Annotated in this window: 15 protein-coding genes; 5 read left to right on the top strand and 10 right to left on the bottom strand. The window is 45.1% G+C overall.

Annotated elements, in window-relative coordinates:
- Window positions 1–187 precede the first annotated feature (187 nt).
- Both JMX83_RS00005 and JMX83_RS00010 read right to left on the bottom strand, forming a co-directional pair.
- The gene (locus JMX83_RS00005) at window positions 188–1,489 is read right to left on the bottom strand and encodes an AGE family epimerase/isomerase (protein WP_201597822.1); all 1,302 of its coding nucleotides are present in this window, start codon (window positions 1,487–1,489) and stop codon (window positions 188–190) included.
- Window positions 1,490–1,493: 4 nt separating this feature from the next.
- Window positions 1,494–2,309 carry an SDR family oxidoreductase gene (locus JMX83_RS00010; RefSeq protein WP_201597824.1) on the bottom strand — a complete coding sequence of 272 codons (816 nt, stop codon included), beginning with the start codon at window positions 2,307–2,309 and terminating at the stop codon, window positions 1,494–1,496.
- Between the two features lie 619 nt (window positions 2,310–2,928).
- Between JMX83_RS00010 and JMX83_RS00015 the strand changes: the two genes are divergently transcribed.
- Window positions 2,929–3,663 (top strand): NUDIX hydrolase, encoded by a 735-nt coding sequence (locus JMX83_RS00015; RefSeq protein ID WP_201597826.1) that lies wholly within the window; start codon window positions 2,929–2,931, stop codon window positions 3,661–3,663.
- Window positions 3,664–3,686: 23 nt separating this feature from the next.
- Here the strand turns inward: JMX83_RS00015 and JMX83_RS00020 are convergent, their stop codons facing one another.
- Both JMX83_RS00020 and nhaA read right to left on the bottom strand, forming a co-directional pair.
- Complete coding sequence (locus tag JMX83_RS00020; RefSeq protein ID WP_201597828.1) at window positions 3,687–5,039, bottom strand: oxygenase MpaB family protein; 1,353 nt, start codon at window positions 5,037–5,039, stop codon at window positions 3,687–3,689.
- A gap of 377 nt (window positions 5,040–5,416) precedes the next feature.
- A complete protein-coding gene (gene nhaA / locus JMX83_RS00025) occupies window positions 5,417–6,619 on the bottom strand; it encodes a Na+/H+ antiporter NhaA (protein WP_201597831.1) in 1,203 nt (400 codons plus the stop codon).
- 499 nt (window positions 6,620–7,118) lie between these two features.
- On the opposite strand from nhaA, the gene JMX83_RS00030 reads away from it, so the two are divergent.
- Entirely contained in the window at window positions 7,119–7,874 is a 756-nt protein-coding gene (locus JMX83_RS00030) for a TSUP family transporter (protein WP_201597844.1), read from the top strand.
- Between the two features lie 95 nt (window positions 7,875–7,969).
- Here JMX83_RS00030 and JMX83_RS00035 read toward each other — a convergent pair whose 3' ends face one another.
- The 3 genes from JMX83_RS00035 to radC form a co-directional block, all read right to left on the bottom strand.
- Window positions 7,970–9,346 carry a dicarboxylate/amino acid:cation symporter gene (locus JMX83_RS00035; protein ID WP_201597847.1) on the bottom strand — a complete coding sequence of 459 codons (1,377 nt, stop codon included), beginning with the start codon at window positions 9,344–9,346 and terminating at the stop codon, window positions 7,970–7,972.
- 493 nt (window positions 9,347–9,839) lie between these two features.
- Window positions 9,840–12,746, bottom strand: coding sequence for an acyl-CoA dehydrogenase (locus JMX83_RS00040; RefSeq protein ID WP_201597850.1), 2,907 nt, complete (start codon window positions 12,744–12,746; stop codon window positions 9,840–9,842).
- Window positions 12,747–13,048: 302 nt separating this feature from the next.
- Window positions 13,049–13,732, bottom strand: coding sequence for a RadC family protein (gene radC, locus JMX83_RS00045; RefSeq protein ID WP_201597851.1), 684 nt, complete (start codon window positions 13,730–13,732; stop codon window positions 13,049–13,051).
- 128 nt (window positions 13,733–13,860) lie between these two features.
- Between radC and coaBC the strand changes: the two genes are divergently transcribed.
- Window positions 13,861–15,252 (top strand): bifunctional phosphopantothenoylcysteine decarboxylase/phosphopantothenate--cysteine ligase CoaBC, encoded by a 1,392-nt coding sequence (gene coaBC / locus JMX83_RS00050; protein WP_201597858.1) that lies wholly within the window; start codon window positions 13,861–13,863, stop codon window positions 15,250–15,252.
- 42 nt (window positions 15,253–15,294) lie between these two features.
- On the top strand, window positions 15,295–16,077 hold the full coding sequence (locus tag JMX83_RS00055; RefSeq protein ID WP_201597861.1) for a sulfite exporter TauE/SafE family protein: 783 nt from the start codon (window positions 15,295–15,297) through the stop codon (window positions 16,075–16,077).
- Between the two features lie 61 nt (window positions 16,078–16,138).
- Here JMX83_RS00055 and JMX83_RS00060 read toward each other — a convergent pair whose 3' ends face one another.
- From JMX83_RS00060 to JMX83_RS00070, 3 genes are all read right to left on the bottom strand, one after another.
- Window positions 16,139–17,053 carry a histone deacetylase family protein gene (locus tag JMX83_RS00060; RefSeq protein ID WP_201597863.1) on the bottom strand — a complete coding sequence of 305 codons (915 nt, stop codon included), beginning with the start codon at window positions 17,051–17,053 and terminating at the stop codon, window positions 16,139–16,141.
- A 109-nt stretch (window positions 17,054–17,162) separates the two neighbouring features.
- Window positions 17,163–17,936 (bottom strand): type III secretion system chaperone family protein, encoded by a 774-nt coding sequence (locus JMX83_RS00065; protein ID WP_201597865.1) that lies wholly within the window; start codon window positions 17,934–17,936, stop codon window positions 17,163–17,165.
- A 30-nt stretch (window positions 17,937–17,966) separates the two neighbouring features.
- Window positions 17,967–19,076 carry a hypothetical protein gene (locus JMX83_RS00070; protein ID WP_227675642.1) on the bottom strand — a complete coding sequence of 370 codons (1,110 nt, stop codon included), beginning with the start codon at window positions 19,074–19,076 and terminating at the stop codon, window positions 17,967–17,969.
- Window positions 19,077–19,238: 162 nt separating this feature from the next.
- Between JMX83_RS00070 and ccmA the strand changes: the two genes are divergently transcribed.
- Window positions 19,239–19,868, top strand: a complete 630-nt coding sequence (ccmA, locus tag JMX83_RS00075; RefSeq protein ID WP_201597867.1) for a heme ABC exporter ATP-binding protein CcmA — start codon at window positions 19,239–19,241, stop codon at window positions 19,866–19,868.
- Window positions 19,869–19,957 lie beyond the last annotated feature (89 nt).

Below are 19,957 nucleotides of genomic sequence, written 5' to 3' on the forward strand. Positions count from 1 at the left end.
AGGCTTAGATGCGTATAGTTCATGGTTGCAATCTCACTTTGGTCGGTGGATAAAGACTTTGATGCTAGCGCATCTAGGTCTTTTTTTCACCTTGCATTTGGTATTGCACTTCATGTGTTAATCTAAGATTTTTATGATTACAAAGCAAACGCTCTAACGGCGCAATTCAATCGCCATCAGAGCGTACTTATATTATCGAGTATATCCTACATAGGGATTGGGTTTTTGTTTCGAGCATCTGTGTGAGTAATCCACCAGCTACCGACGCAGAGATGGGAATCAATGGCGTTACAGTGGCTTGAAAGTCATGATAAAGATCTTCGCGCGTTGGATATACGACCGTACTTAAGTTGCCATATGCATCTACCTCATGACGCCAACCGCCATGCTCAAGATCAATCAAAGTACTGGCAATATAATCCCAAGCTAAGCGGTAGTAATGTTCAAAGCGCGGATCATCCGTACGGCGCGATAGCATTAGCGCGGTATTAGCCATCTCAGCCTGTACCCAGTAAGGACGGTTTGGTATTGAAATCTCATCATCCCAGCCGATGGTATAGACCATGCCAGATTGACCGTCAGGTGCCCAGCCGCGCTCGATAGCACTATCAAATAATGCGATAGCATCAGGTAGCAGCCAATCAGGTACGTCATAACCATGGGCGATACAGGCAGACTCAACTTTCAGCAGCAGTCCTGCCCATTCTGCAAAGTGACCGGGTGTGAGACCCCAAGGCCTCAAATCATCAGAAGGCTCGTTGGCATCGTAATCAGGCAATAGATTCCACCCACTATCAAAATGTTCAGGTAGGCGACCATCGTAATTACTAGGCATATGATGACCGAAACGCTTGGCTAAGTGTAGTGCGCGATCGAGCCAACGCGTTTCACCCGTGGCATCTACCAGTGCTAAGCAGGCTTCAGTCGTATGCATGTTGCAATTGGCGCCGCGATAATCTTCAGGATCAGACCAGTCAGCCGCAAAAGAAGGTAGCATCGATTGCTCATCTTCTAGCCAGAAGTGCTCATCGATAATATTTATCGCTGCTTGCATGAGCTCTGAACCGCGCGGGCGACCAGCAATGCTAGCAGACGCACCAGCAAGCGCGACAAACGCATGCAGATAGGCGTTTTTGCGTGATGGGTTTTCATGAGTTGAAGAAGCATCACTGAACCAACCGCCATGTACCGAGTCGCGTAATGGGCCATCAAGCAACGCATCTAGGCCATGGTCAGCAAGTGTTGCTGCACCCGGTACGCCCATTAGTGCCGCTAGCGCATAGCAATGCACCATCCTCGCAGTGATGATGCTCTTTGCTGTGTCATCTACCATGCTCCCATCGTGACCGAGAGTAGCAAACCCTGATGGCACGCGCGCTTTGGCATAATGTTCGAGCAAACGTTGCCCTTCAGCGAGCAACCAACGGCGATGAGTACTGCTATCTGCCCAACAGACAGATAGCAGGTCAGAGGAGTCAGGAGAATCCATGATATCAGCCATTGGTAATCATGCCTCCGTTTATGTGTAAGGTCTGACCAGTCACAAAGCTACTGTCTTGGCAAGCAAGAAATACATAGGCAGCACCCATCTCACGTGGCTGACCCATGCGCCCCATTGGTGAGGACATGGATTCTAAAATATCTTTATCAAAGTCTTTAAATACCAGTTGAATCTCGCTCACCACAGGACCTGGTGCCACCTGATTGACGCGAATACCACGACTAAGTAGTTGTTGCGATAGCGCGCGAGTGTAGCCGACGATAGCGCCTTTGGTCGCGGTGTATGGCACCAATACATCATTGCCGACATATGCATTTACTGAGGTGGTATTGATGATGCTATCACCTTCTTTCATATGCTCAAGGGCGGCGCGAGTTGCATAAAACATTCCTGCCATATTGACATCGAAATGCTGTTGCCAGTCTTCGTCACTGACCTCAGACAAATCATGATACGGCTTTTGCATACCTGCGTTATTGACTAGCACATCAATGCCGCCCCATTGTGCCACGACGGCTTCTACTGCCTCTTTGCAACTACTGCTATCTGCCGTATCACCCTGCAATACCAACGCATCTGTGCCTTCTGCTTCAATACCTTCACGCGTCTCATTTGCGCTCTCTTCGTCAGAGTGATAAAGGATGGCAACTTTGGCACCTTCACGTGCCATGTGAAAAGCCACTGCACGACCGATACCGCTGTCTCCGCCAGTGATTAAAACGCGCTTATCAGCCAGTTTTCCTGAGCCTTTATAGTTATCATTGATGTATTCAGCAGGTGGCATCATGCTGTCGATTTGGTCTGTCATAATCTGTATCCTTTGTTCTTTTCAGGTATTGTTTATTGTTATTACAGCAATCCTATGACGCTGGCATCAGTATTTTTATAATGCTATTTTAGGATGTCCGCCTCATAGTCTTGCTAGCAGTCATCATAATACCCAAATGCGTTTTTTGAAATATTACTCGGTTAATGTTTGGTAATTTAAAGATGCAGTTATGATACTTATTACCATGGACAAATACTAAGCAAAAAGGATATTGAGAAAATATTAATTAATAAAGCGATCACCGTCTAAGACAGACGGTATGAGACATTGGGTGATTTGGAAAAATGTAAAGACGCGGCAAAAAATAGGCATTTAGTTGAAAGGCTCACTCGGATAGAGACTCAGTCTATATAACAAAGCTTATACACAAGCGGCAAGCCATTTTATGTTTACCCCAGTGGCCGCATATATGTGTAGCAGTTAGCTAATACATTAATAAATCGCACTTTGTCTAAAGCGGCATAAATATGACATATATCTATAAAAGCGATAATCTGATTAATAAAAAAGGCTGCCATACTAGCGACAGGTTATACTGGTATGCTGGCACCGGTATTTTCATGAGTAATATGAAGATGACCACTCATAGGATTTGATAATGACCGTACCCGAAAATATTGATTTTTTTAATAAGTTTAGCGTTGCTGTCCCAAGCTTTATTCGTCATCCCACTCTCAGAAAACTGGCCGAGCGAGTGCAACAGGAGACATTGAATGCGCTTACGAGTCCGGCGATGTCCGAGAGTGGCGACACCTCACAAAGTACACGTATTTTGGACAGCTTATATCAGACACCTATTGCTGATGCATCGATATTGGTCGCGATCACTCATGAGCGTAAACCAAAAATATTATTGACGCGCCGAGCCGCTCATATGAACAGCCATGCGGGAGAGGTCTCCTGTGCAGGCGGCAAACACGAGATAGGTGATGGCAACAACGTCGTGACCGCGTTACGTGAAGCCTGTGAAGAGACGGCGCTACCACCTAATAAAGTGCAATTACTGGGACAACTACCGATCCAAACGTCCAAAAGCGGTATGAGCGTACGTCCAATTGTCGCACTCATCGCCCCAGGTCTGGTGTTAGTTCCTGAAGTGGGAGAGATATCACGTATTTTTTGGGCGGATTTAGAGTCGTTAGTCAACCAGCCAACGGTGGAGTATGCGGTAGAATATAAAATGCAAGAACAAACCGCGACCATACTGACGCCGAGCTGGCAAGTGGATGGTGAGACGGTGTGGGGACTGACAGGGCGCGTCATTGCCAATCTGCTAGAAACAGGATTCGATCGTCAGCTAGAATGGTATTACCGCGTAGAAAACAAACGCTGATAAATGTCATCTACTATGGTCATCTACTTATAATAATCATCATTTTTCTTGAGCCACCAGTTCATATTGTCTTGGCGTTTGGCACGAAATGCTTCTAATTTTTGGGCGACCGTTGCATTGTGCTGCCGCGCAGTATCAAGGGCAAAAAGAATCGGCACGGAAGACAATACGCCAAATCGTATCTTTGATTTTGGTAAAGCTAAGCCGTCACCAATATCATCACCAACCAAAGTGCGCGTCACACTGGCGTTGACCATCTCCACAAAGCGTCCACGGCGATTGTCTTCGCCCATTAACTGACGCGGCAGATCATGCAAGGCTTTTGCCAGTGGCTGCCCCATCTTAAAGTCTAGCTGCTGTATAGATAGGTAGGTATACAGCCATTCCCAGCTAGCCGCTTCATCTTTTGGCAGACGCGCTAAATCAACGCCCATCCAGTAGCTGGCAAGATTCCATAAGTGCAAAATACCTTCCGCTTCCTCAGAGCTAATACGAGCGCCGAGCAGTCGTAGGCCGCGCATAATCAATAATGAAAACTGTAAATGGGTGGCAATCATGTCAGTTTGGTTAATCGGCACGCCCCAATAATCGGTATTCCAGCTACCATCAGGATTGTGATGTTGGTCGGCGTTTGGTATCACGCCAGCTGCCGCATTGCCCTTACCTTTGAGCAAGTTTTGCCGTACCAATGTATGAATCTGACGTACTTTGATGGATTGTCGCCAGCCCTCAGAGCCAATCGCCAATACTTGATCGATAGGTTGAGAGTGGTTGCGCATGCTCATATCCGATTGTGGATGTTCAGACACCGCCAGGATATAGGCATAGGTACGCATGAGCCGTGGTAGCGCATCGTGCATCAACGCGCCAGTTTGAATGAGTGGTAGTGATAGCGCTGGGATGCTATAACCTGCCATCAGCGCGACATTACGCAATAGCCAAATGAGCATCAATGGATAGCGTCGATAGGCGACCGCACCGATTTGCGCGAGTTTGGGATCGAACCAATCAGGATGACTGCTAAATTGCTCGGTTAGTGTATTAAATGAGGCATTGATTGCGAGGTCACTATTTGGGTCTAGATCATTGCCGCCGCTGATAATCTGTTGTAGGGGCTTTGCAAAGCGGATATTGTTAGCGGCCAAATCATCTGCGAGTGGATCGCCAATATCGTAGCCGGCGACTATCTCCTCTAGTAGCTTAGGCGAGATAGCAAAATCTTTTGGCAGTAGATATCGCTTAATTCGCTTTAACACTTGCAAATCACTATGGTCATCGATAGCAGTTGTACGCCCATGACGCAAATAAGACGCTGTTGATGGATGCTGCGTCTTATTGGTGGGGATATTTGCAGTATTGCTGATTTTCTTATCCATATGATCAAACACCTTTATAAGTCAGCTATAAAACAACATTCGTATCGTATGAGCGATCCATAACCATCACTTATAAGCGTTAATTGATGGATTCAATGAATCTCGTTGTCTTTGTATCGTACTGATACGAGATTTTAGGTCACGTATTTCATCAGATAAGAATAGCAGTCTTACACGCGCGTCTTTCGCACTAACGATAGGGCAGACATGATATATTGGATATTCTCGTCTGCCGACATTACAATTATTGCTGATGCTACAGCTGGTTCATTAACAATAAGCAACCTTGGCTAAATCCCTATTTTTCATTAACAGGTTTTGCAGATAATAAAAAGCGACTTATAAGCTAATAGGCTCATAAGTCGCTCGTTTTGTTATTAATGAGAGCGAGTCAAATCGACTGATGTGCCGCTGACATTATCTTTCAAGCTCACTTTGAGCATGATGTAACCTGCGATACCAGAGACGATAGAACCCATGATGATACCCAAGCGCTCGTCAAACATAGTCGTATCACCTGCAAATGCGAGGCCGCCAATGAATAAACTCATGGTAAAACCAACACCGCACAATAGCGCTGCGCCGTAGATTTGCTTATAGTTCATACCTTTTGGCATGGTTGAGATACCAAGCTTAAAGATTAACCAGCACATAATCATGACGCCCAACTGCTTACCAATAAACAGACCTGCGGCAATACCTAGTGGCACTGAATGGAATAATTCAGCAAGACCTGCACCTTCGAGTGAGATACCCGAGTTGGCAAAAGCGAATATTGGCAAAATACCAAAGGCGACGGTGTTATGTAGGTCATGCTCTAGCTCTTCAAGCGGAGAGTGCTCAGGATCAGTGCGGTCAAACATAGGAATAAATAGTGCTAAGACCACACCAGCCAGTGTTGCATGGATACCCGATTTGAGCACTGCAATCCACATGATAATACCAATAAGTAGGTAAGGCGTGATGCTAGTAACGTTACGACGATTAAGAAGGTACAAGAATGGTAGACATAGGCCAGCCAATGCTAACGACTCTAATGATAAATCGCTGGTATAAAACAGAGCGATAATCAAAATTGCACCGATATCATCAAAGATGGCAATAGAGACCAAAAAGACTTTCAGAGAGTTGGGTACACGGTTGCCAAGAAGGCTCAAAATACCAAGCGCAAAAGCAATATCCGTTGCCGCAGGAATGGCCCAACCTTTCCAAAACTCAGGCTCATTGTAGTTAAAGAGTAGATAAACAATCGCAGGCATAATCATACCGCCCAGTGCTGCACCAGCTGGCAGGATAATCTGCTTGACGTTAGACAACTCACCAATCAATACTTCACGCTTGAGCTCAAGCCCGACCAAGAAAAAGAAAACAGCCATTAGACCGTCATTGATCCAGTGGTGAGCATCTTTGGCAATCGCAAACTCGCCAATTTGAATGGCAACTGGTGCGTGAATAAAACCTTCGTACCAAACATTAAGAGGGGAGTTGGCAATGATCATTGCAGCAACGGCAGCCAATGCTAAGACGATACCGCCCGCTGCCTCAAATTCAAAAAATGCCTTAATCCTTCGTATTGCCATATTATCCTCATCTCCTAAGTACAATTTACTAAATAATCTCAAATATCCACGCTACTATTCATGACGATATAGCAAGCAGATAAAAACAGTTTCTCACACTCTTATTAATATAGACAATAAAATACGCTGAAATAATGCCATTAGCCTATTATATCGTCTCAATGATAGTGACATTATAAAGGCGATGCGACGAGCAAAATAGTTGTAAGTCGTTAAATCTTTTTAACAAACTGTCCGTTATATGAGAGATTTGGAACACTATTGGCTAAATCTAGCAGACTTTGTGACGTTTTTGGCTTTTTTTGCAGTTTTATATCTATAATGATCGACGCATTATGACGTTATCTCATGTCTTAAGAAGTTTTCAGGAAATTTATCGTCTTATCACTACTATTACCAACAATAGTTATTACCAACGATAGTAGTGTCATTAGTAAGTTTTTAGCCTAGTATCTGAGGCTTCCTTTTCTTTTATCACCATATTTTGTAGGTCAGCATTATGGACTTAACCTTCTCACTAGAGATTATTTTGATGCTTACGGCTGTCGCAGCATTGGCAGGATTTATTGATGCGATTGCTGGCGGCGGCGGTCTGTTGACCATACCTGCTATGCTATTGGCCAATATTCCACCAGTGCTCACGCTCGGCACCAATAAGCTACAAGCTGCTTCTGGCGCATTGGCCGCATCCATTACTATGATAAAAAAGGGCGTCGTCAAACCGCAGCGTATTAAAGTTGCTATTATTGCCGCGTTTATCGGATCAGTCTTGGGTACCATTGCGGTGCAGATGTCACCACCTGATTTGCTCGAAAAACTGATTCCTTTTTTGATTGCCGCTATCGGTATTTATACCTTATTTGCCCCTAGGCTTGGTGAGGTAGAGGCGGCTCCCCGCATATCAGAGGGTAAGTGGCAAAAAGGGGTGGCACCTTTGATTGGTTTTTATGATGGGTATATTGGTCCCGGCACAGGGATGTTTTTTGCGCTGGGCAATGTGGCACTGCGCGGTCGTCAGATTATTGAAGCGACAGGCACCGCAAAAGTGTTGAATCTATCGACCAATATTGGCTCATTGATATTCTTTATCTTGGGTGGCAATGTACTGTGGAAAGTGGGATTGGCAATGATGGTTGGGCAAACCGTTGGCGCGTATTTTGGTTCACATATGGTCGTCAAAGGCGGTAGTAAGCTGATTCGTCCGATGATTGTACTGGTGTGTTTGGCAATGTTGACCAAATACGTTTTTGGCTAAATGAGAGTAACCATACTTATGATTTACCTCAAAAAAAACCTCAGCCAATGTGACTGAGGTTTTTTATTTTATAAATGTCTATCTAGCAGAGGTGATTAGTGGCGACGATCAACGTCATCGTACTCACTACCCATGATGCCATCATTCATGACTTTAGAGAATTCACGCTCGTTGTCTTCATCGATATGACCGTCAAACACGTCTTTGGCACCAGCATTAGGATCGTTATAAATAGCAAGATCCATTTTGCCTTCTGATTTTGCCACGATAGCAGTCACTGCTGCATCACCACCAACGTTCACGGCAGTACGTAGCATGTCTAGGATACGATCCACACCTAGAATCAGACCAATACCTTCGATTGGTAAGCCAACTTGGGCAAATACCATAGATAGCATGATCAGACCGACACCAGGGACACCCGCCGTACCGACAGAGGCCAGTACTGACATCAAGATAACGGTTAGATATTCGGTCACGCCCAAATCAATACCATAAATATTGGCAATAAAGATGGTCGCTGTACCCTGCATGATGGCTGTACCATCCATGTTGATGGTGGCACCAAAAGGAACGGTAAACGAAGCCACTGAGTTATTCACACCCATACGTTTGGTAACGGTACGCAAGGTAATCGGAATGGTCGCGTTTGAGCTTGACGTACTAAACGCAAAGATTTGTACTTCGCGCATTTTTGCCAAAAAGGTCTTGATAGATAGACCTGAAGAGACTTTTAGTACAATCATCATAGTAACGAAGAAATGGAAGGCCAAAGACCCAACCAATACTGCCATATAGCTTAGTAGTGACAAAATTAATTCAAAGCCTAGCTCAGACATCGCCTTAGCTAACAGCGCAAATACACCATAAGGGGCTAGGTTCATAATGATTGTCACCATCTTTAAGATGACTTCATTGATAAGCTCTAGACTTTGAACTAAGCCTTTGGCAGGTTTACCCACCATCAAAATACTGATACCGATTAGAATGGCAAAGAAAATAATCGATAGCATGTCGCCATTTGCCATCGCACTGATGGGATTTGATGGGATAATGTTTGAGAACACATCAAGCAGCGGTGGCGCTGATGCAGCTTCAAACGTGGCTTCAGATTCGATATTCATGCCTTTACCGATACCAAATAGCACACCCAATCCAATCGCCGTTGCAATAGCAAGCGCGGTTGTCATCATATAGATCATAAATGTTTTGGTACCAATACGTCCTAGCAGACGGATATCACCGATGCCACACACACCACAAATCAGTGAGATAAGTACTAAAGGTACGACCAACATTTTTAATGAGTTAACAAATAGCTTGCCGATAATAGCAAAGGCACCATTTGTGATATAAGTATTAACGAAGCTGCCTTCGCCATTTAATCCTGAGTAGTTTAAAAATAGACCCAGTATGATACCGAGCACCATGGCAACGATAATCTTGCCTGTCAGTCCCATGTTTTTCCACATATCCGTATCCTTTGTGTGCATAACAGCGCTATAGTCAGCGTCACCCAAATCTATGTGACCGTGTTTACCAATCTAACTATAATGCGTGTTATGACTATTAAGTTCTTGTGATTGTCGCTTGATGTCACATTTTCGAGGACAATATAAAAGAATAGTTAAGGGCACTGCAAGATTTTTTTTATCATTTTATTCTGAGAGAATAATCCCTGTCACAACTATGTGCCCATAAAATAGTGATTATTTATTGTAAACGGTTTGTTTCTGATATGAAACAATATATTCATGAAAGAGTTTTTAGGGTAAATGGATATATCAAACTATTGATATTAAACCAGTGTTATCATTTTGATGTCATAAAATACGTTTGCATTTTGGCAACTCCAAAAAAAAGCCAGACTGTCGCGTGTGGACAGTCTGGCTTTTGAATTTTTATATTTATCGTCATGAATAATTACGATACTCATGAGTTTACGCGTTTGAATTGACCTTTTAGTTATACCTTGTCATCTTCTTCGCGTTCGCGCGGCAGATGCGTCTGATCATCTGAGGTTTGAAGGTGTTTGTCACTTGCGCTTTCGTCGACCTCATCAGGTGGAGCAATGTGGCGACTGTGGTTGTTACTCATACGCTCATTGAGGTGTGACTCTGCATCACGATAACGATGATCAAGCGCTTCGGCTTCAGGATTTGATTTCTCAAAATTCGCCTGTGACTTGATCTCTTTCACAGTATCTTGCTCACTGACCATTTCTACATCACCATCGCTCTCATAGCCGTGATTGGGATTGGCATCACCAGTCTGTGGTTCTGTAGTTGTCGTATCATTTAACGCATGCGTGACTGGCATCTCACCGTCAGTCGATACGCTACTTTTGTCTTTTGCTTCTTTTTTTAGCTCTGCATAGTTTGTTAGTTGATTGACAGCGTTTTCGAGCGTATGTGGATTATCGCGCTCTTGAGCTTCTGATAGGTGCTTATCAAATACATCGGTTAATAATGAATCAAAGCGCATGGCATTGTATTGAATCAGCACTTCAGCCTCTTCTTCAGTAATACCGCCATTTTGGCTCGCATGTACCACATGGTCTTCGAAGGTTAGGCCTTCAAAGCTATCCTGATGTTCTGCCTTTTTGAACTTCTGCCACAGTGGTTCGATCTCAACCAAGGTCTGATAAGCATGCTCCATACGGCCTGTCACATCATCTGGGTCGATATTGTAATAAACCATGGTTTTGAGATAATCGCGGAATGGATTGGCAGCAAAATCATCCATAAAGGTATCACCCAGCTGACGTTTTAGCTCATCGCTTGCTGGCGTAAAGATACGTCCACTTGGGAAAGTCACAAAGCTCACCACATTGGCGGCCATGCGATTAGGGAAGTTGGCAAAGAAAGATACAAAAGCTTCTTGAATCGTGTATAAGCTGTTTTGTAGCGCAACTTCAGCATGTAAACGCTCAGCTTCTGATTTACTACCATGCTCATAAAATTGCAAAATAGCCGTCGCGATAAATAAGTGGCTATGAATATCCGCTAAGCGACCAGACAGCATCTCTTTACGTTTTAGATCCCCTGCTAACAGTCCTAACGCCATATCCGCAGTCAATGCAAAGCAAGCACTGAGACGGTTGATATGCTTGTAATAAGGACGAGTAAAGGCATCAGCAAAACGTGGCGCATTATCACTACCACCGACGTAACCTGCGATAAACGCTTTTGCACCGCGGTTAAAGGTATAGCCTAAATGCTTAAAGAAAAGCGTATCGAATTTTTCAGTCGCTGCTTTTTTATCCTCACTCTGTAGCAGTTGCAGCTCATCGAATAGATAAGGATGACAACGCATCGCGCCTTGACCAAAAATCATCAGCGAGCGGGTCAAAATGTTGGCACCCTCAACAGTGATAGATACAGGAATTGCTTGATAAGGTATCGCTAAGAAGTTACGTGGGCCCATCTGTACGGCACGACCACCAACGACATCCATACCATCATTGACCACACTACGCATGGTTTCGGTCGCGTAGTATTTAGCCATTGCAGTCATTACTGATGGCGTACCACCTTGGTTTAACCCGCAAGTCACCAAATGACGGAACGCCTCTAACATATAAGTGTTACTTGCCATGCGGCTGGTGGCGTCCTGTACACCTTCAAACTTACCGACTGATATTTTGAACTGCTCACGAACTTTCGCAAACGCGCCGACAGACAGATAGGTCATTTCACTGGCTGAGGTCGATAGAGCAGGCAAGGAGATACCACGACCCACGCCTAAGCACTCCATCAGCATACGCCAACCGCGACCGGCATTTTCGACACCGCCAATGATGTAATCTAGTGGGATAAAGACATCTTTGCCATCGACCGTACCATTCATAAATGGCGAGCCAATTGGGTTATGACGTGGGCCCGTGACCACCCCTTCGTGATTGGCGGGGATCAGTGCACAGGTGATACCGTAATCGGTTTTGTCCGGATCTCCAAGCAGCCCTTCAGGATCATGCATCTTGAAAGCCAAACCCACGACAGTAGCGATAGGGGCTAACGTAATCCAGCGTTTGGAGAAGTTCATACGCAGACCAAGTACCTGCTCGCCTTCATGCGTACCATAACAGACGACGCCTGTATCAGGAATCGCACCTGCATCAGAGCCTGCCTCAGGTCCGGTCAAACCGAAGCAAGGTACTTCATCACCTTTGGCGAGACCCGGTAGCCAGCGCTGTTTTTGCTCGTCCGTGCCATAGTGCATTAGTAGCTCACCAGGACCGAGCGAATTGGGTACCATACAGGTCACTGCAGCAGTCGGTGAGCGCGACGCGATCTTACTCATCACACGGCTTTGCGCGTAAGAGCTAAATTCTAAACCACCAAACTCTTTTGGAATAATTAAACCTAAAAAGCCATTACTTTTGATAAATTGCCACGCTTCAGGTGACAGCTCTTTATCTTTGTGCTGGATTTGCCATTCATCGAGCATGGCGCATAACGTTTCTACTTCGTTATCAATGAAGCTTTGCTCTTCTTCTGACAGCTGCGGATAAGGATAATTAGCAAAAGCTTCCCAATTTGGGGCACCCATAAATAGCTCTTTTTCCCACCAGCTAGTACCAGCATCGAGCGCTTCACGCTCCGTATCACTCATACTTGGCATCGCACCGCCTAATGCTTCGTAGACCGGTTTGGTAATCAAAGATTGACGGATAGGTGTGATGAGTAAAACCAAACAAAGCAATGCGATCGGTACGCCCAATATCAGGGACAGTGGGCTGATAATCGCGGTAACAACGACGGTAATCAGGGCAACGACGCTGCCCGTAACCCGTGACAAGGACAACAAAAAGATGGCCAAGACCACGGCTAATTGAATGATGACTGCCAAAATAAACAAGCCAATTGCCATGACTATCTCCTGTGAAATACTGAATAAAAAGCGTGAAAAATATAAAAGATAAGAAACGTGTGAATAACGATATTTATTGTTTTGTCTTACGTCATTGTAATGGATACATCGATAATAAAAATATATATAAGCAAACTATAATACTACCTACTAATATGAAACAGTTGTCGATGACTATCAAGAGCCAAAATGCTACGCTCTGTCGATAATATGTATCAGGTATCATGCCCAATAGACTCTAATGAAGAGGGTTTGCCAAGCAGCTCAAATTTGCTGACCAGTTAAGCGATCAGTGTTATGAACTAACCAAAAGGCGCAAGGCAGCTTTCGGCATAAGATAAGGTATCGTTGCGGCCAACGATTATGTGATCAACAAGAGAGATATCTAATAAGTCACACGCTTTTTTTAGCTCATAGGTCAATACATTGTCTGCTGTTGATGGCTTGGCATCGGTATGAGGATGGTTGTGCGCGATGATAAGTTGGCTCGCCGCGTGGCTTAGAGCGTGCCGTAGTACATGCTTGATACAGACAGAACACGATGAGATACCGCCGGTGAAAAGTATCTCAAAGTTTAAAAGGTTCAAGGCATTGTCTAGACAGAGGACTGCAAATACTTCACGATGCTCACCGCGTAACTGGGTGCTGATATAATCTTTGACCACTTGCGAGCGCCCAAGCGCTTGCCCCGTTTTTAGCTTACTATCCAGATAACGTGTACCCATCTCAAGCGATGCCAATATCTGAGCATACTTGGCGGGACCGATCCCATGGCAAGCAAGAACGGTTTGTTGCGGGGCGGCAAGCAGCTCAGCTAGACTGCCAAACTGATCAATCAAATGACGCGCGAGCTCAATTGCTGACTGTGACTGCGTACCCGTACGCAAAAATATGGCCAGTATCTCCGCATCAGACAAATGAGCGGCACCGAATTTCAATAACTTTTCGCGTGGTCTGTCATCCTCATGCCAGTCTTTAATCGCCATTGCCACTCCTTAAGAATAAATTGCTACTTGTTATCTGAGGTAAATACGGAAAATTTTACCCAATTTATCTCATAGTTGTTACTATAAGCGCAATTTTATCTTTTCACTTTTTTATTGATGCCACGCTTATGTCCAATATTGTGCTTGCTATTACCGGCGGTATCGCCGCTTATAAATCTGCTATATTTGCCCGCCTGTTGATTAAGGCAGGCTTTGATGTGCGCGTCATTATGACGACAGGCGCACAAGCATTTATCACACCGCTGACTCTGCAAGCGTTGACGGGTAATGAGGTGCATGTCTCGTTGCTCGATGAGCAAGCTGAGGCAGGCATGGGGCATATTGAGCTCGCTAAGTGGGCAGACTTGATTGTCATCGCACCTGCGTCAGCCAATACGCTCGCACGTCTGGCTATGGGAATGGCTGATGATTTGTTGACCACAGTGTGCCTTGCCACAACAGCGCCAGTCATTATCGCTCCTGCCATGAATCAGCAGATGTGGGCGCATCCTGCGGTAAATCTGAATGTACAAACCTTACGTGATATGAACTATCAGATTATCCAGCCAGCCAGCGGTGAGCAAGCATGTGGTGATGTGGGCGCAGGGCGGTTGCCTGAGCCTGAGCAGTTGTTGGCCGAAGTGCTCCTGTTCAAAGCAATGAACACGACGCCGCAATTATTAGCAGGCAAAAGAGTGGTCATTACCGCAGGACCTACAGTAGAAGCGATCGACCCTGTGCGCTATTTATCCAATCATTCTTCAGGAAAAATGGGCTTTGCCTTAGCGCGTGCTTGTGTGGCTGCTGGCGCAGAGGTGGTCCTAATCGCTGGTGGTAAAGTGGCATTGCCTACGCCGCTTAATGTCACGAGAATTGATGTGCTGTCTGCTAAAGACATGCTAATCGCTGCCCAGCAATGTGTGGATGGTACGCATAGCGATCTTCAACTGGATTTTGAAGATGAGCATGACCATTCTCATGAACACGCACATGAACATGAACATAACCATCCTCACACTCATGAGCACCATCATAGCGATTGTGGTTGCGGTGATGAGCATGAACTACCGCAGGCTTATACTGAACACCAATTCGTAAAGGCAGATATCTTTATCGCGACCGCCGCAGTAGCAGATTATCGTACTGAAGAAGCCGCACCGCAAAAAATTAAAAAGACGCAAGATGCTATGAATCTCAGCTTGGTTAAAAACCCTGATATTTTAGCGACGATTTCTCTTGCTCATCCAGAATTATTTGTCGTTGGTTTTGCCGCAGAAACACAAGATGTCGAGCGTTATGCGCGTGGTAAGCTCGCCGCAAAAGCGCTAGATATGATCGCCTGTAATGATGTCTCACGGGCAGATATTGGTTTTGCTAGTGACGATAATGCCATGCAGGTATTTTTCTCTGAGCGCTATGAGCGTGATGCGATAACGTTAGACAAAACCAGCAAAGACAAAATCGCTGAGCGGTTAGCCAGTATTATTGGTGAAACAATCGCTCAACGTCAAAATAGCTAGTGGTATAGACATAGGCGCTGAGCCTCAAATGGTATAAACAATATGACCAACATAGCTGGTAACGATAGCACTCAGATGCTAGTGCTGACGCTCATTTTTGCGCTGGCATCGCTGCTACACGGTATTAGCGGACTTGGCGCGACGCTTGTGACGACTACCGCGCTTGCTAGCATGTATCCATTGCCACATGCCATTGTATTGGTGATCTTCCCCTCGCTAGTGGTCAATCTCATGACTTGGCTAGCAGGTGGCGAGCGCACTATTTGGCAAAATTTTATCTACTATGGCAGACGCTATTGGCTGCTTGCGCTTACTAGCTTACTAGGTAGTATTCTAGGTGCGAAGCTACTGCTATGGGTCGATAGCGCTTATATCCTTTTATTGTTGGCGGCGGTCATTGCCTTTTACGTCGTGAGTAGCTTGCTCGGCAAACAAATCCGCTTACCAGATACGAAGCCCATGTTGATAGCCGTTGGTTTTGGTGCAGGCGTCATTGGCGGCTCAACCAATGCGATGTCGACCATCCTGATGATGTATTTGCTCTCTGCAAGTGACGATAAAAACACCATCGCCAAAGTGGGTAACATGTGCTATTTCTTAGGAAAGATCGCACAAATTATTGTACTGCGTGAGCCTATCATGGCGTTGAGTAGCGGTGAGTGGCAGCTGATTGCCTTGCTCAGTGTGATATCTATTGTTACGCTTTTAGTCGGGATTCGTCTACGTCGTTATTTGCCACAAGCGCGTTTTCGTCAGCTTATTTTATTGATTCTAATCGTGCTTGGAGTGCGCGTAGGCTGGCAAGGCGTGACCGCATTATTATAATCAAAGTTGCCAGAACGAGTTCAACTCTGAAATTATTCTTATCTTCTGAGTGAATTTAGTATCAAACCATTTCACCAAAATAAATCTGCTGTGCCACTCGAAAGGTATTGCAGTGCGCCTCGACCACATCTTCGATATCTTCTGAATAGCCACCGCCCATGACAATGGCAATCGGGATATTGACTGACTTTGCTTGCTGCAATACATATTCATCACGCGCCTTACATCCTGCTTGTGTCAGTCCAAGTTTGCCGAGCTTATCGGTAGCGAGTACATCGACAGCAGATTGATAAAAAATCATATCGGGCGCAACCTCAGCGATTAACCGTGGGAGTGTGTCTTTTAATATCTCTAAATATTCGTCATCACCAGCATCGTTTTCCAATTCAATGTCTAGGTCTGATACTTGCTTGCGAAACGGATAATTCTTGGCACCATGCATACTAAAGACAAAAACGCGTGGCTCATCGTGCATGATGCTGGCGTTGCCATTGCCTTGATGAACATCCAAATCCACAATCAAAATTTTCTTCGCTTGTCCGCGATTTAGTAATAAATTGCTAGCGATACAGACATCATTGAACACACAAAACCCTTCTCCATGATCGGCAAAAGAATGATGGGTGCCACCTGCGACATTCATGGCCACACCATATTGCTGAGCATATAGCGCGCACTCATAGGTTGCATGGGCAATATAACGACCGCGCTCCACCAACTGCGGTGTCATCTCAAACCCAATTGCTCGAGCGGCTTTGCGTGGTAGTGTTTGGGTTTTGAGCTGATACCAATACTCTGCTGTATGAGTGGTCAAAATCTCCTCTTCGCTTAAGCAGGCAGGGGCAAAGAAGTTATCTTGACTGATCGTGCCCTCACTCAATAAGCGCTCAGGAATCATAATATACTTTTGCATGGGGAAGCGGTGCTTTTCGGGCACAGAATAACGAAAGACGTCAGAGTAGGCAATTTTTAGCATAAGAATTCTAGCTTAATATTGATGGTTTTTTGGATATACAAATAGATAGATGAGCGACCGCTGAGTGCGGCCTTATTGCGTAAACTATATGAGTGAATAAACTGACGCATTACTGAACAAACTGCGTCGGTAAAAAGAATGTGCGTGCATCTGATTGCTGGCGCAGCTCTGTCAGTAATGTCTGCATGTCTTCAGCAGGGTCCTGATTATTAATCAAATCGCCAAATAGCTCGCTTGCAACCGTGGTCATCGCAACAACGCTTTGTAGTGAGTGTTCAATGATCTCAGTATCGATACCGACCGCTTCGACATCGATCGCGTTTTTGTAGCGTATTTCCCCATCATTGACATCCATCTCTAGGTTACCAATGAGCATGTCGTAGTTAATTTGAGTGATAAGTAATAGGGCAGCGCTCTGATGACTCTCTGGTATCAAAAATGGCAAAATGCCATAGATTGCTAACAGTTTATTTTTTTCCTGAACACGAAACAGATAACCACAGTCGATTTGTTTATGACGCATTCTTAGGGACAAATGATGCGATTGCTGGCTGTCATTGGCTTTGGGACGATAGTGCGTATAGTGCCATTGCTTGTCATTGAAGTATTGTTTTAGACAGTCAACAATGGGCATGTCGCTATGATTTTGTGGTTCTGAACTTGGGTTGTCAGTTTTGAGGTGAGACGCATCTGCTTGCGCTTTTTCGTTGCTTTGAATAGTATCGTCTTTGGGCGCAGTTTTAGAGGTAGTATTATCAATGTCGCTGTCAGCAAGTGATGACTGTGCTGGCTCGTTTATACCATCGATTACTGACTGCGGTGCGGAAGCCGTCAGTAATCGTTTGATTTTTTGCCATAAGCTGAGTTTATTGGGTTGACTCATAATAGTATGCTAACAAATAAAAGTTATAAATTAATCGTGGTTAAGAGCCAAACCTTCTTTGATAGCAGGCTGCGCATAGAATGCTTCTAGCATGTCACGAATATGAGCCGCTAACCAAGGCGTTTCAATGGCGTCGTATACGATGGGTAATAGAGCGCTGCTACATTGCGCCATCGCTGCGTCATCGATGTGCAAACTCGCCGCAATGGTAGCTATCGTATCAGACTGATGATTGGCATACCAAGTATCAATACTCGCTGATACCAAACTGTGCAAATAGGGTGACAGTCGCAGACGATTGTAGCTTTGCTGGATACCCGCTTCGATATGGTCGATACTACTGTTATTAGGCTCATCGCTTAAGTAGGTTTGTAGTTCACTGATTGGTTGGTCTTTGATACGATCCCAGCCCATGACCATCAGACGTGCGACTTCTTCATTTGACAAGTGTTCTTGTGCATTGGCCTCGGCTTTGCGCGTCAAGTCTTTGATATTGCGATGCAAATACGTTTGTAGTTTTTCATCGAGGTTTCTGTTGGTCGCTTTCTCAAATGAGCTGCGCCCAAGCTTCATCAGTTTACCAACGCCGCCCGCTTTATCAAGCGTGGTCTCCATAAAGTCATTGATAGCGTGATAGAGCGTTTGGGTCAACAGATCGGCAAAGGTTTCGTTACCCACCAGCGTATGAATGAGGACGTTACGCTGCTGCTCATGGCTACCAATATAGTCAGCAAGAGTCTGAACTTGGGTGTCATCGACCAGCTCAGACAAAGGCACGTTGTCATTGACTGGATGATAGATAATGGTATGCAAAATATCACGGATATCTGTACGCATCACCTCAGTCATTGGCTGATTTAACAGCCAGTCTTTCATTAAATGCTGTAAATGGTCACAGGTAATATATTTGCTTAAGGGCTGCGCGCCAAACCACTGCCAAGCTTCCATCGATAACGGCTCGGCCTGCTTGTGCAACCACTGCTGCATGAAATCAACTTGCGCATCGATCAAACTGTCTATCGTCAAGCGGCTGGTTAATGGCGCTTTTGACAATTCGGTGTCTGCATTGTCATTGTTGGTCTCTGCATCTGGCATTTGATTTTGGCTATCTTGTGAAGTCTGCATAGGTTTTGAAGTCATATTTTGAGGTCGTATTTTTTTGAGGTCGTACTTTTTGAAGTAAGAGTAATCGACAATTTGTTATACTGTGTGTTTGTGGTGAGCATAGGGTATTATGCCACGAACATTACCTTTGTTTGTGATGAATATTGACTGCTGCTTGATAAATAACCAGAGGTTTTGATGACGGTTTTGGATACGCCTGTACTAACGCTTGATGAGATGACGGTTCAGCGCGGCGAGATACCGCTCTGTGAAGGGGTGACGCTGCACCTGTCTGCCGGTAGTATCTGTCATCTGATTGGGGCAAATGGAACCGGAAAGACCACGTTACTCATCCAGCTGGCAGGATTATTACCCATTCTGTCAGGAGAGGTTACTTATCAAGGGCAAGCGTGTTTGCCTATTCAACCTTTATATGTTTCGCATCAGTTGGGTATCCATCCGAATCTAACTGTGGCACAAAACCTGATATTTTTATTGAATTTATATGGCATCACGCCTAGCGCTACCGATATTGATGATGCGCTCACATGGGTAGGGCTACAAGGGTTCGAAACGATCAGCTCAAGCCATCTGTCCGCTGGTCAGACGCGGCGTATCACGTTGGCAAGATTGTATTTATTGACGCCAGCTGTCACACCGCTCTGGTTACTTGATGAACCGTTTACGGCGCTAGATGTCGATATGGTGGCACGTATGGAAGCACGGTTATGCGACTTTGCGCAGGCTGGCGGCTCGATACTCATGACCAGTCATCAGGCAGTGGGTGTCGCCAATCAAATGCTTGATTTGTCAGATTACATGGTCTAAATGTGACTGCTATCAGTACCATCAGTATCGGTAAAAGGATGAATAATGACAGACAGTCCAACGCAAGTGAGCACAACCATAACCGCGAA

Source organism: Psychrobacter piscatorii (assembly GCF_904846415.1).
In the GTDB taxonomy this organism is placed as follows: domain Bacteria; phylum Pseudomonadota; class Gammaproteobacteria; order Pseudomonadales; family Moraxellaceae; genus Psychrobacter; species Psychrobacter piscatorii.